This is a genomic window from Myxococcota bacterium (assembly GCA_039030075.1).
Taxonomy (GTDB): domain Bacteria; phylum Myxococcota_A; class UBA9160; order UBA9160; family SMWR01; genus JAHEJV01.
The window spans coordinates 20,225-36,672 of record JBCCEW010000019.1 but is presented as its reverse complement, the minus strand read 5'-3'; the positions used below and the strand labels follow the sequence as shown (position 1 = coordinate 36,672).

Genomic DNA, 16,448 nt, shown 5'->3' with positions numbered 1-16,448 from the left:
CTAGAGGCCCTGCGCCGTCACGATATCGATGATGCGCTGCATGTCCTGGGCGTCGTAGCGCTGGTCGCAGGGCAGGGTGAGGATCTCCCGCGAGAGCGCGTGACTCGCGTCGAAGTGGCTCGGCACGAACGCTTCGATCGGCCAGTGCACCGGCGGAAAGATCTCCTCGGCGAAGAGCGCCTGGCGTACGGGCTCGCGGTCGGGGATCCGGACCGGGAACCCGAGCGGCACCGTGCCCTCGGGCAGGCGCGGGTAGAGCGCGATCGGCTCGAGCGCGGCCAGTAGCTGGGCGTAGTTCGCGCAGCGCGTGCGCGCGACCTCGGCGTAGTCGACGCAGTGATGGAGCAGGGTCCGCGAGAGCTCGCTCATCGCGTAGGCGCCGATCGGTCCGTCGGTCTCGGCCTTCTGGAAGAGACCGAACCAGTCGCGGTCGCCGCCGGCCGCATCGAAGCGGCGTCGCCCGATCGTGGCCCCGAGAGCCGTGAGCCACCAGTCCGTGGGTGCGGGGACCAGTGCAGGCAGTGCCACGCCCGACCCGAGGAGGTCGCGCAGCACGCCCCCGTCCGGCACGCCGAGATACTTGCGCGGACTGAAGAGCAGGAAGTCCGCGTCGCGACCGGTGTCGCGCGAGAGCATCGCCTGGCTGGCGTCGTCGAGGATCCACGCCCCCTGGGCCTTCGCCCGCCGGCGCAGATCGTCCTCGGGGACGAACCCGAAGTAGTCGATCGACACGACGAGGTCTCCACGTCCGACTTCGTCCAGCCAGGCGCGGGAGGCATCGTCGGCGGGGAACCCGAGCTGGCCACTGACCGGGTAGTAGCGGACCGTCTTTCCCGATTGCTTCGCCGCGCCGTAGACCGAGTCGCAGGTATAGGCCGGGAGCCAGACCTGGGGCGCATCGAGGGCCTGGGCCAGCAGGTAGACCCCCGCCCGCGCGGTGGCCAGGTAGACGTCGTCTGTGCGGAACGGTCCGCCGGCGTGGCGCGCCGCAGGGTCGACCAGGCCGAAGACACCGCCGATGGTGCGCGGTGCGTCCGTCACGCGAACTCGCCGGCGCGATAGAGCGGGAAGTACGCCCCCTCGGCTCCCGCTTCGGCGACCAGGGCGTCGTAGGCCTTGGGGTCGAGGATCTTCCCACACAGATAGGAAGGGCGGGTCTCACTCGACCAGCCGCGCTTGAAGCGGGTGAGGCCGTCGTCGGCGTCGGGGTCGGTGCCGGCGGCGCCGCCGAAGTTGATCCAGCGCGCGCGGCCCCGGAAGTGCTCGATCAGGTGCCACTTCGTCGCGAAGGAGGCGCGCACCTCGTAGCCCTTCTCGCTGAACATCGCGAGGTGGCCCTGGGCCACGTCGTCCTGGACGTACCAGAGATCGAGGCCGACGACCTCGCCCTCGTGGGTGGCGCGGAACATCACCATCCCCGGCACCTCGAGCTGCCGGGCCAGGGACTGCTTCGAGAAGGCGTGAATGCCGCGCAGCCCGTGGCGCTCGATCAGCACGCCGTACAACGCGTGGACCTCGTCGGCGTGGGCGCTCGGATCGGCGCAGGTCTCGACCTCGACGAGGCGCTGGGCGCGGCGGCTCATCTTGCGGTGGTTCTTCGACGCGATCTTCTCGACCGGGAGCTCGCTGTCCGCCACGAAGTGGTGTTTCCAGGGGCGCACGAAGTCGAAGCAGCGTTCGAGCAGGGCCTCGTCGTAGTTGCCGAAGGGGTCGGTCACCGCCACCACGCTAACGAGCCCTTCGGTGCGCGTCTCGAGGTCGTCGGGGAGACCACTCCAGTCGCTGCAGCTGAGCAGGGGGTAGGCCCCCATCGCGTCGCGCGCGTCACTGCCCGGGATCGGACGCACCAGCAGCGCGCCACCCGAACCGGGCAGCAGTAGCGGCTCACCGAACTCGGAGAGCGACGCGACGTAGTCGGGGTGCTGATAGCCCGCGCTCATCCGCTGCTGGCCTTTCCGAAGAAGTGCTGCTCCATGAACTCCATTTCGTCCGGCGTGAGGGCCGGGTTGAAGAAGCTCACCTGGAGGACGGTGCGGAAGGCATCGGTGTGATTCCACACCTCGTGCTCGAACGAGGGGTCGAAGACGATCGCGCGCCCCAGCTCCCAGCTCCGCACCTCGTGGCCGACTCGGATTTCACAGACGCCCTCGGGAATCTCGACGCCTACGTGACAGTTGAGGACGAGGTTTCCGTCGTCGCGGTGCGGGCCGATCAGGCCTCGCGGGCCCATCCGCGAGTACTGGCGGTGCCGGGTGTAGTGGCCGGGGAAGGCGCGCAGCAGCTCGACGGTGGTCGGGCAGTGGCGGCGTGCGGCCTCGGTGGGCGTGGTGCCGTCGGGCTCGAAGAGCTCGAGGGCGTCCCAGTCCCGCCCGACGTTGCCGTAGGCGTACTCGGAGAAGCCGAGGTCGGCCGAGTCGCGCAGCGCTTCGAACTCGCGGACGAGCGTATCGCCGTGGGCCTCGAGGTCGGCGACGAAGGGGAAGTCCTTCGCCTGATACCAGGCCCGACTCGGGAGGTCGACGAGCCCGACACCCCGGACGCCCCCCGGCCAGGGGTTCCGCTGCTCCTCGGCCCGGAAGCACGCCAGCGTCGCCTCGACCCGCGAGAGCGCGGCGCGGTTCGGCGCGTTCTCGCACGCGGACTGGAGTTGGTTCATCACGTGCTGATTGCGTCGCGCTTCGCCCTGCATGCGACGCACAATCTTGATCGAGACCCAGAGGGGCAGGGACCAGGCCGCGGCGAGCACCCCCCCGGCGATCGGGAGCGGCGGGGCGCTCCACACCAGATGGGCCACGGCCAACGCGGCGCCGAGGGCCCCCAGCCCCACGCTCGCCCAGAACCCGGCGTGGCGCAGGAAGATCGGCTCGGTGCGCAGGTAGACCTCGATGTCGAGGCGGAGGAACGCGCCCGACATCGCCTCGAAGGCGCGGCTGGCGATGACCGCCTGCAGCACCAGCACACTCCCGCAGACGACGCCCATCCAAGGCAGCTGGAAGATTCCACTGGCCAGGCTGAAGCCCAGCATGGCGGCGCTGCCGATCCCGACCGCCAGGAACAGGCGCTGTACGAGGCGCAAACCACCGATGCCATAGAGATCACGCATGGAGGTGCCTCGCTCGTGCTCCCGGGTCGCTCCGCACAGCCCTCGATCGGACACGTTGCTGCAACCTTGAGGTAGGCTCGGCGCGACCTACGGGGACTGGCTGCCGCGCAGGCTACTGTTTCGCCATTCCCGCTTCAATTTCGGGGCCCGCGCCCCGCGCTTCGCGTGGCAGACGGTCCGGCGGCTCCAGTCTCCTGGGAGAGTCGCCGATCCTTCGGGGATCCCGCGCTCTGGAGGGGGCGCACGCCGCAGCGGCGAGTCGGAGAGGACCAGGCAGGCATGAGCGAAGCACCGGCCGTCAGCGTCTTGATGATGGCCTACAACCACGGTCGCTACATCGGTCGCGCGATCGAGAGCGTGCTGGCTCAGGACTTCGAAGGCGGCATCGAGCTGATCGTCGCCGACGACTGCTCGCCCGACGACACGGTGGAGGTGGCGCGTCGCTACGAGGCCCAGCACCCGGACATCGTGAAGGTCCGGGCGCAGGAGAAGAACCTCACCGCGCCCTACAACTTCATCCAGTCCCTCGACATCTGCCGCGGTCGGTACATCGCGATGTTCGATGGCGACGACTATTGGATCCATCCGGGGAAGCTCCGCCAGCAGGTCGCGCTGCTCGACGAGAACCCCCAGATGTCGATGTGCTTCACCTCGGTCCACAAGTGCGTCGAGGACAACGAGCCCGACCCCCAGGTCGTGCACCCGAAGTGGCGCAAGCCGGTCTACACCCTGGCGGATCTCTCCGAATGGGTGGGCATCGAGACCTCGTCGGTGCTGCTGCGCACCGAGCATCGCCGCATCCTGCCCGAGTGGTTCTTCACCGCGCCGTGCGGGGATTGGCCGCTGTTCGTGTTCTGGGCCGAGCGCGGCGACATCGGCTGGATTCCGGTGGCGACCTCGGTGCACCGCCTGCACGCGACCGGCGCCTGGGCCGGCATGCGCACCGATCGGATCGCCGCCCTGAAGTCGAACCTCACGATGCTCGATCTCTTCATCGCGCACCTGGGTGACGACGAGCGCGCCCGTCCCTTCCACGACGCCCGCTACCGGCGCTACTACGACCTCGCCCACGAGCACGCCGACGCCGGTGAGCCCGAGGAGGCGCGGAAGTACCTCGAAATGTGCACGCGTGATCGCGCCTGGGCCGATCCGCGCGTCTCCAAGACCGAGCCCTTCAAGATCCTCTTGAAGCTCCACGCCCCGCTGCTCGACAAGGGGCTCCGCTGGGCGCGCGACCAGGTCTTCGGCGAGCCGGGCCCGCCCCCGATCCGCCTCTGAGGCGACGGCTGGCAGGGCCGCCGCAGCGACCGACCTCGAAGTCGGTATCGGCGTTCGTCGTCGGTGGAACTGCACACGTCTGAGGGCTCCAGTACCCCTTCGGGGCGACCGATCCACACCCCCGGAAGCATCCCGACCGCGGAGACGCCGTGGAATCGGAGTTTCAGGCCATCGGTTACCATGCGGATGCGAGTACGTCGGTGGGCTCGAAGAGCCCTGGCGCCGCCTCGAGGGGGCGCCAACTGCGCTGGAACGCGCCGTCGGCTCGGGCCGTGGCGTCCGGGTCCGGAGCGATCAGAGGGCGAAAATGATCTCGACGTCACTTCACCCCCGGGAGCGACGACCCACTGCCCGACGGCAGGATCGGGACGGAGCTGCACGTTCCCGATGGACCCGCGACAGTCGGTGGGGACGCCCGGGCGCACCGCTGGGGCCGAGCGCAGCCAGTTGAGCACGCGATGACACCCAAGCTCGCCATCTTCGGGGAAGCCCCCGCTTTCGATCAGCCGCTCTACGTCGGCCGCCCCTACGTGGGCGATCGGAAGCGGCTGCTCGATCGGATCGAGGGGGCCCTGGACCGGGTCTGGCTCACCAACGCCGGACCACTCTGCGACGAGTTCGAGCAGCGGGTCTGCGACATCATCGGCGTGAAGCACTGCGTGGCCATGTGCAACGGCACCGTGGCCCTCGAAATCGCCGCGCGCGCGCTGGGTCTCACCGGCGAAGTGATCGTGCCGTCGTTCACGTTCATCGCGACCGCCCACGCGCTGCAGTGGCAGGAGATCACGCCGGTCTTCTGCGACATCGATCCCGAGACCCACAACCTCGACCCGGTCCAGGTGGAGCGCATGATCACGCCGCGCACCTCGGGCATCGTGGGCGTCCACGTGTGGGGCCGACCCTGCGCGATCGAGCCGCTGCGCGAGGTCGCCGACCGTCACGGGCTGCGGCTGATGTTCGACGCGGCCCACGCGTTTGCCTGCTCACACGGTGGGCGCATGCTCGGCGGCTTCGGCGACGTCGAGGTCTTCAGCTTCCACGCCACGAAGTTCATGAACACCTTCGAGGGCGGCTCGGTCGTGACCAACGACGACGAGATTGCGATCGCCATGCGATACATGCGGAACTTCGGCTTCGCCGGCGAAGACGACGTCCGCTACCTCGGGACGAACGGGAAGCTCAACGAGATCTCGGCGGCGATGGGGCTGACGTCGCTCGATGCCATCGACGACGTCGTCGCGCGCAACCGCGAGAACATGGACACCTACCACCGGGTCCTCGGACGCCTGCCGGGCCTGGCGCTGATCGACTACGACCGGTCCGAGCACAACAACTACCAGTACGTCGTGCTCGAGGTCGACGAGGCCGCGGCGGGGCTCACCCGCAACGAACTCACCCAGGTGTTGCACGCGGAGAACGTGAAGGCGCGGCGCTACTTCCATCCGGGCTGCCACCAGATGGAGCCCTACCGCTCGCTCTTCCCCCACGCCGGGCTGCTGCTGCCCCACACCGAGCGGCTGACCGACCGCGTGATGGTGCTGCCCACGGGCATGGAGATCGACGCCGGCACCATCGAGCGCATCGCCCACATCGTCGAGACGGCGATCGCGCACGCCCCCGAGGTCCGTGCGGGCCTGGCACTCCAGGAAGACGCCTGACCGCCCCCGCGGCGAGCGAATCCCTTCTCTCATCTTCGAATCCTGATCCCAAGACTGTTGGACAAGAGGCTGCCCATCCGATGACGGAAACCGACAAGCGTCCCTTCGTGGCCACCGGCGAGGCCGGCCGCTACGAACTCCGCCTGGATCTCGAGCGCCATCCCTTCCTCGCCGACCACGCCTTCCAGTCGACGGTGGTGGTGCCGGGCATGCTCCACGCCGCCTGCGCGGCGACGGCCTGGATCGACGCCGGTGGTCAGTGGCCGGTGCGTCTGCGCGACTTCCGCTTCGAGCGCGCGTTGATCGCGCCCGAGCGCGAGGCACCGCCGGTCGTGCTCGCGCTCAGTGCCGACGGAAGCGACCAGCGCTTCGACGTGCTCGAGGACGGCAGCTCGGCCTGCGCGACCGGTTTCGTCGGCGCGGCGGATGCTTCGACGGCGGACGCGATGGATCTCGGGGCGCTCGAAGCGCGTCTGGAGGCCGGGGACGTCACCGCGGCCTACGCGACCCTGCGCGCGAACCGCAACGAGTACGGCCCGGCCTTCCGCGGTCTGACCGCGCTCTGGCAGGGCGAGGGCGAGGTTCTCGCGCGGCTCGCCGCGCCCGACGATGCGCGCGCCGACCGCTTCGGCGTGGACCCGTGCGTGCTCGACTGGGCCGTGCAGGCCCTCGCGGTGGCGGCGGCCGTCGACGGTCACACCTTCACGCTCCAGGGCTTCGGCGGAGCCGTCCTCGTCGCGGACGACATCGAGGCCGAGTACGCCTACGCGGAGGTGGCGCAGGCCAGCCCCGATGGCGCGCGCGGTCGCGTGCGCCTGCTCGCGGGCGACGGCAGTCTCGTGGCCGAGCTCAGCGATGTCGAACTCGGCTACGCCGAGTGCGCGCCGACCCAGCCGGTCGCGATCGCCGCGAACTTCACGGCCGAGCCCGTCGCCGACGCGATGGAGTTCTGGGCCGAGGAGCTCGGCATGCCCACCGAGCTGCGCTTCGCTCCCTACAACCAGCTGCAACAGGAGCTGCTCGACCCGGCCAGCACCTTCGGCACCAACAGCGGCGGCGTGAACGTCGCGTTGGTGCGGGTAGAGGACTGGCTCTCCGAGCGCGCCACGCTCAGCTCCGAGCTGCCCGCCGCCGAGCAGGCGGCCCTGCTGGACGGCAAGGACCGCTACCCCTTCTCGCCTTCGGCCGAGATCGCGCAGCTCAACGCCTACGAGACGCGCTACCTCCACAAGGAGATCTTCGTCGACCGCGCCTACTGCCGGTACGGCATCGACTTCAAGAACGCGAAGTGCGTGATCGACGTCGGCGCGAACATCGGCCTGTTCTCGCTCTTCTGTCAGACCGAGTCGCCCGGCGTTCAGGTGCTCTCCTTCGAGCCGTCGCCGGCCGTGTTCGGGATCCTGTCGACGAACACGAAGCTCTACGTGCCCGAGGCGAAGGCCTTCAACATGGGGCTCTCGGACTCGAACAGCGAGGCCGAGTTCACCTTCTATCGAAACTCCTCCGTGTTCTCGACGTTCCACGCGGATCACGCCGAAGACCGCGACGCCATCAAGGCCGTCGTGAAGAACGTGCTCGAGGACGAGCTCGGTGCCGACGTCTCCGACGCCGGGGAGTACGCCGAGAACATGATGGAGAGCCGCACCGACACGGAGACCTTCCTGTGTCCGCTGCGCACCGTCTCCGAGATCATCCGCCAGGAGAACATCGACCACATCGATCTCCTGAAGGTCGACGCCGAGAAGAGCGAGCTCGCCGTGCTGCACGGCATCGACGACGACCACTGGCCGATGATCCAGCAGGTCGTGCTCGAGGTGCACGATTCGGGCGAAGGCCAGATCGAAGAGGCGCGTCAGATCCTCGAAGACCGCGGCTTCCAGGTGTTCGTGGAGCAGGAGAAGCTGCTCGAGCGCTCCGGACTCTACGGGGTGTTCGCCCGGCGCGGCGAGGCCGCGGCCGACGCCGAGGCCCAGTCGCCCGGCGCCCAGCTGGGGCGGGCCGTCGACGAGTTCACCCAGGGGCTCGAGGCCTACGACGCGCGGGGTGGGGCGCCCATCCTGTTGGGGCTCACGCCTTCGTCGCCCGAGGCGCTCGCCGATCCGGCGGTGTCGAAGGCAATCGACGACGCCGAGGCGCGGCTCGCCGACGCCGTCGCGGCGATCGGTGCGACGTCGCTCCTGCCGATGTCGGACCTGCTCACGCGCTACGGGGTGACCGATTCCTTCGATCCCCACGGCAACGTGATGGGGCACGTGCCCTATACGCCGGCGGCCTACGCCGCGCTCGGCACCCAGGCCTTCCGCGGCGTGCACGCGGTGTCGACGCCGCCGAAGAAGGTGCTCGTCCTCGACTGTGACAACACCCTCTGGGGCGGCGTCTGCGGTGAGAGTGCCGCGGGCGACCTCGAGTTCCACGCCGGGCACCGGGCCCTGCAGCAGCTGGCGGTCGAGTCACGCGAACGCGGCATGCTCTTGTGTCTGGCCAGCAAGAACGAAGAGGCCGACGTCTGGAAGGTCTTCGACGGCCGCGACGACTTCGTCCTGCGTCGTGACCACCTGGCCGGTTGGAAGATCGGCTGGGAGGCGAAGTCCCAGGGGCTGCGAGAGCTCGCTGCCGACCTCAACCTCGGCATCGACTCCTTCGTCTTCGTCGACGACAACCCGGTCGAGCTGGCCGAGGTGCGCGCGGCCTGCCCCGAGGTGCTCTGCCTGCAGGCGCCCCAGGGCGCCGACGCGCTCCGAGACTTCTCGGCGCATCTGTGGGCATTGGACCGTCTCGTCACGACCGACGAGGATCGGCGCCGCGCCCAGTTCTACGACCAGGAGAAGGAGCGTCGCGCGCTGCGCTCGGAGGTCGTCACCCTCTCGGACTTCATCGAGAGCCTGGGCCTCGAGGTGGACGTCTACGCCGCGACGCCAGAACACTACGAGCGCACCTCGCAGCTCACCCAGCGCACCAACCAGTTCAACTTCACGACCCCGCGTTGCAGCGTCGAGGAAGTGGCCCAGACCTGTGGCCGCGACGATGCGGGCTGGCGCCTCGTGTCGGTGCGGGACCGCTTCGGCGACTACGGCATCGTCGGCGCCATGCGCTGGACCACGAGTGACGTCCTCGACGTCGATGCCTTCCTGGTGAGCTGTCGTGTGCTCGGGCGTGGCGTCGAGCACCAGATGCTCGCCCACCTCGGCGCGCTCGCGCGCGAGCGGGGCCTCTCCGAGGTGCGCCTCGGCTTCCGTCGCTCGGAGAAGAACGAGCCCGCGGCGACCTTCCTGATGCGGACGCTCGGCGAAGAGGCGGCGAGCAGCCTTTCGGGTGCGAGCGTGGGTGACGAGCGATCCTTTCTCGCCCCGGCCGAGGAGGTCGCGGAGACCCGCTTCGACCCGACCGCGGCCGAGGCCGCGAGCGGCGGAGCGTCGGCGACGGCGCGCGAGCCGAAGGCGGCCCCGGCGCGTCACGCGACCCTGGAGCGGATCCCCGCGGAGCTCACGAGCGCGACGCAGATCCTCGAGGCGCTCGCGCGCCAGCTCACGCGACCGCGGCCGACCCTCGAGACCGCGTTCGTCGCACCCAGCACCGAGTTGCAGAAGCAGATCAGCGCGTCCTGGTGTCAGGCCCTGAAGCTCGACGGCGTCGGGATCGACGACGACTTCTTCGCGCTGGGGGGGAGCTCGCTCCTCGCCGTGCGCATCGCGTCGGATCTCAGCGCGAAGCTCGGGCGCCGCATTTCGACGGTGACCATGTTCGAAGGCGCGACGGTTCGCGCGCTCGCCATCGCGCTCGGGGACGAGGGCGGGGAAGACCGCCAGGCGGGGCTCGATGCGAGCGCCGAGCGCGGTCGCAAGCGCCGCGCACGCCGGCGACGCTAGGCGCGGAGGAAGACGGCGATGGCCCCGCCCGGCGCACAGGACCACGACGAGCGCGACGAAGAGGATCCCACCGAGATCGCGATCGTGGGGATGGCCGGCCGTTTCCCCGGCGCACCCGACATCGACACGTTCTGGCAGAACCTCGAGGGAGGGGTCGAGTCCCTGCGCTCGGTGTCGCCCGAGGAGCTCGAGGCGACGGGCGTTCCCGAGCGGCTGCGCAACGATCCCCGCTACGTCGGACGTACCTCGGTGCTCGACGATGCCGACTGCTTCGACGCCGCCTTCTTCGGCTACTCGCCCCGCGAAGCGACGGTGATCGATCCGCAGCAGCGGATCTTCCTCGAGCTCGCCTGGCAGTGCCTCGAGCACGGCGGCTACCGGCCCGATGCCTGCGACATGCCCGTCGGCATCTTCGCCGGCAGTGCGATGAACACCTTCTTCCTGAACACCGGGCTGGTCCCGGCATTCTCCGACGACTATCTGCCCACCCTCGTCGGGAACGACAAGGACTACCTGGCGACGCGCACCGCTTTCAAGCTCAACCTGCGCGGCCCCGCGATGACCGTGCAGACCGCGTGCTCGTCTTCGCTCGTGGCGGTGCACATGGCCTGCCAGAGCCTGCTCAACGGCGAGTGCGACATGGCGCTGGCCGGCGGCGCGGCCGTGCGGGTGCCGCTCCTGGCGGGCTACCTCCACGAAGAGGGCAGCGTCTTCTCGAAGTCGGGCCACGTCCGCACCTTCGACCGACGGGCGGACGGCACGGTCTTCGGGAGCGGCGCCGGCGCGGTGTTGCTCAAGCGCCTGGAAGACGCAGAGGCCGACGGCGACTGTATCCACGCGGTGATCCGCGGCTCCGCGGTCAACAACGACGGGGCGTCGAAGTCCGAGTTCACGGCGCCAAGCCTGACGGCCCAGGCCGACCTCGTCGTCGAGGCGCTCGCCGTGGCCGGCGTTCCCGTCGAGACGATCAGCTTCATCGAGTGCCACGGTACCGGGACCTACCTCGGCGATCCGATCGAGGTGGCGGCCCTGAACCGCGCTTTCCGCACCCAGACCGAGGCGAAGCAGTTCTGCGCGCTCGGCGCGGTGAAGAGCAATATCGGTCACCTCGACGCCGCCGCCGGCGTCGCGGGGTTGATCAAGGTCGTGCGGGCCATGCAGGCGCGCGCGCTGCCGCCGACGGTCGGTTTCCGCGAGCCGAACCCGGAGCTCGAGCTCGACGACTCGCCGTTCTACGTGAACGACAAGCTGCGCGAATGGAACCCGCCGAGCGGGCCGCTGCGCGCGGGCGTGACCGCCCTGGGCATCGGCGGAACGAACGCCCACGTGATCCTCGAGAGCGCGCCGGAGCAGGAAGGGGCGGCGCCGGCGCGCACGCCGCGGCTCGTGCCCCTCTCGGCGAAATCCGCGTCCTCCCTCGACGCGACCTGCGAGCTGCTCGCCAAGACCGCCGAGGGCCAGCAGCCCGAGGTGCACGACGTCGCGCACACCTTGCTGCGCCGACAGGCGGGCTGGAACGAACGCCGCGCCGTCGTTGCCGCCGAGCCCGACGAGCTGATCCACGGGCTCCGGGCGAGCGGCGCGGGACGTGTGCAGGACCAGGCACTGGCGGGGGCCCAGCCCGTGTTCCTGTTCTCGGGGCAGGGCTCCCAGCACGCGGGCATGGGGCGCGCTGCGCGCGCCCTGTTTCCCGAGTTTGGCCGTGCGTTCGATGCCGGCCTCGTCGAGCTCGAGCGTCTGGGTCGCGGAGAAGTGGCGGAGCTACTCCAGGCCGAGCCGAGCGACGCCGTGCAGACGGCCCTCGCGCGCACCGAGAACACCCAGCCGGCGCTGTTCGTGCTCGAGCACGCTCTGGCGACCCACTGGCAGGCGCTCGGCATCGCGCCGGCCGCGATGCTGGGTCACAGCATCGGCGAGTACGTGGCAGCGACGGTCGCGGGCGTGTTCTCGTTCGCCGACGCGCTTGCCATCGTGTGCGAGCGCGGGCGCTTGATGCAGTCGATGGAGCCCGGCGCGATGCTCGCCGTGTCCGCCACCGAGGCGCAGCTCGCCGGCGTGCTCCCCGACGGTGTCTCGATCGCGGTCGAGAACGGCCGCGAGACCCTCGCGGTCGGGGGCCCCTTCGCGGCGATCGAAGCGCTCGAGGCCACCCTCACCGAGAAGGACTGGCCCCATCGAAGGCTCCACACGTCGCACGCCTTCCACACCGCGATGATGGAGCCGATGCTCGCGCCGTTCCGCGAGTTCGTCTCCCAGCGTGATCGACACGCACCGAATCTCCCGTTCGTATCGAACGTCACGGGCACCTGGATCCAGCCCGAGCACGCGATGGATCCCCAGTACTGGGCCGACCACGTGCGCAGCACAGTGCGTTTCCGCGCCGGTCTCGAGACGCTGCTCGAAGGGCGTGCGGCGCTCGCCATCGAAGTCGGCCCGGGCCAGGCACTGACGTCGCTCGCACGACAGGCACACGCCGGAGACACCTTCCGGGCGATCGCTTCGCTCCCGCGGGCGGACAGCGACGAGGACGATGGTCGGCATCTGCTCGCCGCAGCCGGTCGGGTCTGGGCGGCCGGCGGCGCGCTCGACTGGGAGGCGCTCGGAGAAGATCCGGGCCGGCGCGTGCCGCTGCCGGGAACGGCCTTCGACCGCACGCGACACTGGCCGGCGTCGGCGGCGTCCGACGCGCGCACGCCGGAGAGCAAGCCGGCCGAGCGCGCGCAGGCCTTCGCGCCGAGCTGGCGGCGAGGCGAGGCGCTCGACGAGCACGGCGGTCCCGAGCCGTCGGCCGCGACCTGGCTACTCGTCGACGGCGACGGCGCCGTCTTGTCACCCCTTGCCACGGAGCTCGAAGCCGCGGGTGCGCGCGTGGTGCGCGCGCAGGCCGGAGATGTGGACTGGGAAGCGCTGCTGCGCGACGCATCGCTCCCGCTGGACGCGCCCCTGCAGATCGTGCACGGCGGGTTGCTCGGCGAAGCCAAGGCGACGCGCCGCGACGCCTTCGAGACCTTTGGTGCGCTCTTCGAAGCGGGTGAGTCGGTTCGCGCCGACGGCTTCTCCCTGCTCGTGCTGACGCGCGGTGCCCAGGCGGTCGGCCGCAGCGACGCGGTGGATCCGAACCGGGCGATGGCCGACGCTGCCTGCCGCAGCCTGGTCGAGGAAGTGCCGGGGACCCGGGTCTGCAGCGTCGATGTCGACGCCGGCAGCGATCTCGCGAACCTCTGGCGCTGTTCCGACCTCGACGGGGGCGCGCCCTGGGCGCTGCGCGACGGCTACCTCTGGCAGCGTTGCTTCGAGGCCGTGTCGCTCGAGCCCGCGTCGCCGCCGCTCGGCGCCGACCAGACCCTGCTCGTCACCGGGGGGCTCGGCGGGATCGGTTCCGGGCTGGCCTGCGCATGGGCCACCCCCGGCGGACCCACCGTCGTGCTGGTCGGTCGCCGCGCCTTCCCGCCGAAGGAAGTTTGGGACGACGCCGCTGCGCTCGCCGACTACCCCGAAGCGGTCCGCGATGCCGCGCGTCGCTTTGCCGAGTGCACCGGCGCCGGCGGGCGCATCGAGGTGATTCCCGCTGACGTCACCGATCCGGCAAACGTCGCTGCTCTGCTCGCGGATATCGACGCGCGCTGCCCCACGCTCGCTGGTGTCTTGCACGCGGCCGGGACCGTGGTTCCCGGGCTGCTGCGCATGCGGGAAGCGGCGGATCTCGATGCGGTGCTCGCGCCGAAGGTCGAGGGCACCGCGGTGCTCCTCGACGCCCTGCGTGGACGCGAACTCTCGTTCGTCGCGCTGTTCTCCTCGGTCCTCGGGCTCCAGGCGCCCGGCGGCCACGCGGACTACGCCGCGGCGAACGCGGTGCTCGATGCCTGGTCCGACGCGGAGCGCGAGCTCCCGGTTCGGACCCTCGACTGGCCGATGTGGCGCGGCGTGGGGATGGCCGGCGAAGCCGCCGAGGAGCGTTTCTCGGACTACGTGGAACTCGCCGAGGGCTTCGATTGCTTCGCCGCGGCGCTCGCGTCGGGACGTCGGCGCCTGGTGATCTCGCGGCGCCCGGCCGATGCGATTGCCCAGGCGGACACGACGGCGGCCGACGCCGAAGCTCCTGCCGAGGGCGCTCCCGCCATCGAGGCATTGGGCAACGAGCTCGAGCAGTCGGTCGGTGAGATCTGGGCGACCGAACTCGGGCTCGCACGCATCGCTCCCGAGGACAACTTTCTCGACCTCGGCGGCAGCTCGCTCCTGGCCACGCGCTGCCTGCGCATCGTGCGCGAACGCCACGGCGTGAAGGTCGGCATCAAGGCGTTCTTCAAGGACCCGACCGTGCGGGCCCTGGCCGCGCTCGTCGAAGCGGGCGGCGGCAAATCGTGACCGAGCGCGCGCACCTCCGCGGTGACGCGGACGCTCCGAAGGACGAAGCGCCGCGCCTCAGCGTGGTCTTCCTGAGCTACAACCGCCGCGACATGCTGCGCGACGGCCTTGCCTCGGTCGTGAACCAGGACCACGACAGCGTGCAGATCGTCGTCGTCGACAACGCCTCCGAGGATGGCAGCGCCGACATGGTCCGCGCCGAGTTCCCGCAGGTGGAGCTCGTGGCGCTCACCGAGAATTGCGGGATTCGCGGGCGTAACGTCGGCTTCCGCGAGGCGCGCGCGCCCGTCGTGCTGTCCCTCGACGACGACATCCGGCTGCTGCGGCCCGGTGCTCTGGCGCGGGTGCTCGAGCACTTCGCGACGCATCCCGCGTGCGTGGCGACGACCCTGAAGATCACCGAAGACGGCGAGGGGCGGGAGTACGCCGATGCCCACTGGTGGCATCCGCGGTCGCGCGACGGCTTCCAGGACCAGAGCTTCGAGACCGATCAGATCAGCGAGGCCGCGGTGGCCTTCCGCCGCGACGCGCTCGAACGGGCGGGTGGCTACTACGAGTCGCTCTTCTGGGGGGGCGAGCAGTGGGACCTGGCCCTGGCCCTGATCGACGGTGGAGGCGAGATCCACTATCTGCCCGAGCCGGTGCACCACGGCGCGCCGCGGGGAGACCTGAACCACCTGGCGGATCCACGCCATGCCCTCAACGTGCGCAACCGCTGCTGGATCGCGCTGCGACGGCTGCCGGTTCCCCAGGCCCTGGCCTACACCGTGCCGCGCCTCGCGCTCTGGGCGCTGCGCTCGCTCCGCTACGGCTACGCGAAGCACTACCTCGAAGGCCTGGTCGGGCTGGTGCGCGCGCTTCCCCAGATCTGGCGTGAGCGAAAGGTCGTCTCGCGGCAGACGCTGACGCGACTCCGCGCGATTCGCAGCGGGGTCTAGCGTCCCTCGTTGCGGCGCCCGCGCGGCGGGACGATGCTCGCTCCGTGTCCGACGTGGGCGTCTACCTGCACGTGCCGTTCTGCGAACGGGTCTGTCCCTACTGCGACTTCGCCGTGGTGGCCACGCGCGTGCTGCAGCCCGACGACGAGGCGCGCTACGTGGCCGCGCTGCAGCGCGAGCTCGACCACCGCGCCTCCGCGTTCGCCGGGAGGGAGCTGGCCACGATCTACTTCGGCGGCGGGACGCCATCGCTGCTGCGTCCCGAGAGCATCGCGACCCTCATCGAGAGCGTGCGCGCCCGGTTCCCGGGGATACCGCGCGAAGTGACCCTCGAGATCAATCCCAGTACTGTGGAGCGCGCGCGCTTGCCGGGCTTTCGAGAGGCCGGGGTGGACCGCGTGTCGGTCGGCATGCAGTCCTTCGACGACACCACGCTGCGACGCCTGGGCCGCGCCCACCGGGCTGCGGAAGGGCACGCCACCTGGGCGGCGGTCCGGGAAGCGGGCTTCGGTCGCGCGTCGCTGGATCTCATCGTGGCGGCACCCGAGCAGGAGCGAGGCGGTGTCGAAGCCGACCTCGATGCGGCGATCGCGTGCGCCCCCGAACATCTCTCCGTCTACGAACTCACCTTCGAGGAGGGAACTCCGTTCGCACGGGCGGCCTCGGATGGCCGGCTCCACCCCATCGAGGAAACGCTCGCCGCCGAGATGCTCGAGACCGTCGAAGCGCGTCTCGAGGCTGCCGGCTACGCGCGCTACGAGATCTCGAGCTACGCGAAGCGCGGTGCCGAGGCCGTGCACAACCGACGCTACTGGCAGCGCCTCCCCGTGTTGGGCTTGGGGATGGGCGCCGTGTCGTCCGAGCCGATCGGGCCGGGCCAGCCCTTCGGCGCGCGGCGCCACAACCCGCGCGACCTCGATGCGTACTGGGCGTGCGCGGACGGCGCGGCGGCCGAGCACGAAGTGCTCGATGCGGCGACCGCTCGGGGCGAGGCGATGTTCCTGGCGCTACGGACGCGAGAAGGGGTCGACGCGCGCGCCTTCGCGGACACCTTCGGCGCGCCGCCCCGGGACTTCTTCGCCCGCGACGTCGAGCGGCTGCTCGAGCAGGCCCTCCTCGAGGAGACTCCCGACGGCGGCCTACGGCTCACGCCCCGGGGGCGCATGCTCTCGGACCACGTGTTCACGTCGTTCGTGTAGCCGAGAGCTGCGGTAGTTCGTGTGGCCGGAAGCTGGGGTAG

General features: G+C 70.4%; 9 protein-coding genes. 6 read left to right on the top strand and 3 right to left on the bottom strand.

Annotated features, from left to right (window positions below):
- From AAF430_18815 to AAF430_18805, 3 genes are read right to left on the bottom strand one after another with little or no spacing between them, the layout of a single operon-like run.
- Complete coding sequence (locus tag AAF430_18815; GenBank protein MEM7412288.1) at positions 1-1,041, bottom strand: hypothetical protein; 1,041 nt, start codon at positions 1,039-1,041, stop codon at positions 1-3.
- Complete coding sequence (locus tag AAF430_18810; GenBank protein ID MEM7412287.1) at positions 1,038-1,940, bottom strand: GNAT family N-acetyltransferase; 903 nt, start codon at positions 1,938-1,940, stop codon at positions 1,038-1,040. The genes AAF430_18815 and AAF430_18810 overlap by 4 nt, the downstream gene beginning before the upstream one ends.
- Positions 1,937-3,103, bottom strand: coding sequence for an aspartyl/asparaginyl beta-hydroxylase domain-containing protein (locus AAF430_18805; GenBank protein MEM7412286.1), 1,167 nt, complete (start codon positions 3,101-3,103; stop codon positions 1,937-1,939). The genes AAF430_18810 and AAF430_18805 overlap by 4 nt, the downstream gene beginning before the upstream one ends.
- A 279-nt stretch (positions 3,104-3,382) precedes the next feature.
- On the opposite strand from AAF430_18805, the gene AAF430_18800 reads away from it, so the two are divergent.
- From AAF430_18800 to hemW, 6 genes are all read left to right on the top strand, one after another.
- Complete coding sequence (locus AAF430_18800; protein ID MEM7412285.1) at positions 3,383-4,381, top strand: glycosyltransferase; 999 nt, start codon at positions 3,383-3,385, stop codon at positions 4,379-4,381.
- Positions 4,382-4,839: 458 nt separating this feature from the next.
- Complete coding sequence (locus AAF430_18795; protein MEM7412284.1) at positions 4,840-6,039, top strand: aminotransferase class I/II-fold pyridoxal phosphate-dependent enzyme; 1,200 nt, start codon at positions 4,840-4,842, stop codon at positions 6,037-6,039.
- Positions 6,040-6,119: 80 nt separating this feature from the next.
- A complete protein-coding gene (locus tag AAF430_18790; protein ID MEM7412283.1) occupies positions 6,120-9,905 on the top strand; it encodes an FkbM family methyltransferase in 3,786 nt (1,261 codons plus the stop codon).
- Between the two features lie 18 nt (positions 9,906-9,923).
- The gene (locus tag AAF430_18785) at positions 9,924-14,270 is read left to right on the top strand and encodes a beta-ketoacyl synthase N-terminal-like domain-containing protein (protein ID MEM7412282.1); all 4,347 of its coding nucleotides are present in this window, start codon (positions 9,924-9,926) and stop codon (positions 14,268-14,270) included.
- Positions 14,267-15,208, top strand: a complete 942-nt coding sequence (locus AAF430_18780; protein ID MEM7412281.1) for a glycosyltransferase — start codon at positions 14,267-14,269, stop codon at positions 15,206-15,208. The genes AAF430_18785 and AAF430_18780 overlap by 4 nt, the downstream gene beginning before the upstream one ends.
- 44 nt (positions 15,209-15,252) lie before the next feature.
- The gene (gene hemW / locus AAF430_18775; GenBank protein ID MEM7412280.1) at positions 15,253-16,407 is read left to right on the top strand and encodes a radical SAM family heme chaperone HemW; all 1,155 of its coding nucleotides are present in this window, start codon (positions 15,253-15,255) and stop codon (positions 16,405-16,407) included.
- The last annotated feature ends 41 nt before the right edge of the window (positions 16,408-16,448 follow it).